Genomic DNA, 2,622 nt, shown 5'->3' on the forward strand with positions numbered 1-2,622 from the left:
AGCACCGCCAGCATGCTGCCCAGGGCGCCGATGAAGGCGGCGGTGGGCAGGGTCAGCAGGCCGGCGATCTCGCCGACATGCAGCACCACGATCACCGCGCCGAGGGTGGCCCCTGACGTGACGCCGAGCAGGTGCGGATCGGCCAGCGGGTTGCGGGTCACCGCCTGCAGCACCGCGCCGATCAGTGCCAGGCCGGCACCGACCAGGGCGCCCAACAGCATGCGCGGCACACGGATCAGCCAGACGATGTGCTCCTGGCCGGGTCTCCAGTCCGGCGTGCCGCTGCCCAGCAGCTTGTAGGCGAGGACGCGCCACACCAGGTCCACCGGCAGCCGTGCCGGGCCGAAGCCCAGCGACACCACGCAGGACACCAGCAACAGTGCGCCGAGCGCGACCAGCAGCAAGGGATAGCGGCGGCTCATCATTGGGGATGGAACGCCTTGGCCAGGGTTTCGATGGCGTGGACATTATCGATACCCGGCGTCGCCTCGGCGTAGGGGATGACCACGAAGCGTTTATTGCGGATCGCATCCACCGACTGCAAGGCCGGGTTTTTCTCCAGGAATTGCTGTTTCTGCTCGGCGGTGATTTCGCTGTAGTCGACGATGACGATCACCTGCGGGTTCTTCTCCACCACGCTTTCCCAGTTGACCCGGGTCCAGCTGGCCTCGACGTCATCGAGCACGTTGCGCCCGCCCGCCGCCTCGATCAGCGCCTGGGGCATGGCCAGGCGGCCGGCGGTCATGGCGCGGTCCTCGCCGCTGTCGTAGAGGAACACCCGTGGGCGGTCGGCCGGCAGGTCTTTCTGCACGGCGGCGACCCGGGCCTGCATCTGCGCGATCAGCGCTTCGGCGCGGTCCTGCACGTCGAAGATCCGCCCCAGGTTGCGCAGGTCGTTGTAGGTGTCGTCGAGGCTGGCGCCGGGGCGCTTCATCACGAAGGCGCAGGACTCGGTCAGTTCGTAGACGTTGATACCCAGCGGGGCCAGGGTCTGTGGCGTGAGGTCGCCTCCGACGCGCATGCCGTAGTCCCAGCCCGCGAAGAAAAAGTCGACGTTGGCGTTGAGCAGGGTCTCCACCGAGGGATACTTGGCCGCCAGTTCCGGCAGGCCGTCGAGGGTCCGGGCCATTTGCGGAGTGACCGACTTCCAGCCGCTGATGCCGCTGTAGCCGGCCATGCGCGACTTCAGACCGAGGGCGAGCATCATCTGGGTCATGTTGATGTCGTGACTCAGCGCATGCCGGGGCGCCTCCTTGAAGGTCACTTCGCGGTTGCAGCTGTGGATCGTCAACGGGTAGTGCGTCGACTCGGCCAGGCTGGTCGCCGAGGCGAACAGGGAACCGAGGCAGAACGCCAGGCGCAGTAGCTTCATGGTTGGGTTATCCAGGTGATTCGTGGGTAGCCACCCAACGGGTGGGTATCGACCAGGGCTTCGACGCCGAACACCGTGCGCAGCAGTTCGGGGTTCAGCACCTCCTGCGGGGTGCCACTGGCGACGACGTGGCCGTGGTCGAGCACGTACAGCCGGTCGCAGAAGGCGGCGGCGAGATTGAGGTCGTGGATGCTGGCGAGGGTGCCGATCTTCAGGCGCCTGACCAGGCTCAGCAGTTCCAGTTGATAACGCGGGTCGAGGTGGTTGGTCGGCTCGTCGAGGATCAGCAACTGCGGTTGCTGGGCCAGGGCACGGGCGAGAATCACCCGCTGCTTTTCGCCGCCGGACAGCGTGGCGAAGGCGTGCTCCTCGAACCCGAGCATGCCGACCGATTCCAGGGCCTGGTGGACCAGTGTGCGGTCGAGGGCGGTTTCGCCATCGAACAGTGTCTTGTGCGGCGTGCGGCCCATGCTGACCACTTCGTCGACGGTCAGGCCGAAGGCGTCGGGGAATTCCTGCAGGACCACGGCGATGCGCTGGGCGCACCAGCGGGGCGACTGTTTCCAGACGTTCTGGTGTTCCAGCAGCACCTCGCCGCTTTCCGGCTGGCTGAAGCGATAGGCGCACTTGAGCAGGCTGGTCTTGCCGCTGCCGTTGGGGCCGATCAGGCCGACGAACTCGCCTGCTGCCACCCGCAGGTTGGCATCACGCAGTTGGAACTGGTGGTGGCAGTGGCCCTGGCCCAGAGGTGTCCAGGCCAGGTTGGCGAGGGTCAGCGAGGTCATTGCGTGCTCATTGGTTTATCTGTTTTACAACCTGGTTGGGAAACGGATGGCCGTCTTGGGCAGGGCTTGGAGCTTCGTTCCAATTTGAGCCAGGGTTTGAATCTGAAACCTGAAACCTGAAACCTGAAACCTGAAACCTGAAATCTGAGCCTGAAATCTGAACCTGTGGCGAGCGGGCTTGCCCGCGCTGGGACGCAACGCGTCCCTGAACCCGGCCAATGCGCTCCATCAGGTAGAGCGCGTTGGCCGAGTTTACGGCCGCTTCGCAGCCGAGCGCGGGCAAGCCCGCTCGCCACAGAGTCCCAGTTCAGCTCAAGAACTCCACAGAGTCCCAGTTCAGCTCAAGAACTCCACAGAGTCCCAGTTCAGCTCAAGAGCTCCACAGAGTCCCAGTTCAGCTCAAGAGCTCCACAGAGTCCCGGTTCAGCTCAAGAACTCCACAGAGTCCCAGTTCAGCTCAAGAAC

3 protein-coding genes are annotated in these 2,622 nt (G+C 64.9%); all 3 read right to left on the minus strand.

From position 1 onward, the window contains the following. On the minus strand, positions 1-425 hold a 425-nt coding region (locus K675_RS0117435), incomplete at its 3' end, for an iron chelate uptake ABC transporter family permease subunit (protein WP_017904775.1). Beyond that, complete coding sequence (locus K675_RS0117440) at positions 422-1,372, minus strand: ABC transporter substrate-binding protein (RefSeq protein WP_017904776.1); 951 nt, start codon at positions 1,370-1,372, stop codon at positions 422-424. The genes K675_RS0117440 and K675_RS0117435, both read right to left, overlap by 4 nt. Next, entirely contained in the window at positions 1,369-2,157 is a 789-nt protein-coding gene (locus K675_RS0117445; protein ID WP_017904777.1) for an ABC transporter ATP-binding protein, read from the minus strand. The genes K675_RS0117440 and K675_RS0117445 overlap by 4 nt, the downstream gene beginning before the upstream one ends. Positions 2,158-2,622 lie beyond the last annotated feature (465 nt).

The sequence above is a fragment of the Pseudomonas fuscovaginae SE-1 genome (assembly GCF_000364705.1).
GTDB lineage: Bacteria > Pseudomonadota > Gammaproteobacteria > Pseudomonadales > Pseudomonadaceae > Aquipseudomonas > Aquipseudomonas fuscovaginae_A.

Coding starts and splice junctions, on each gene's coding strand:
- K675_RS0117440 (WP_017904776.1), bottom strand. CDS start 1,372: ATGAAGCTACTGCGCCTGGCGTTCTGCCTCGGTTCCCTGTTCGCCTCG.
- K675_RS0117445 (WP_017904777.1), bottom strand. CDS start 2,157: ATGACCTCGCTGACCCTCGCCAACCTGGCCTGGACACCTCTGGGCCAG.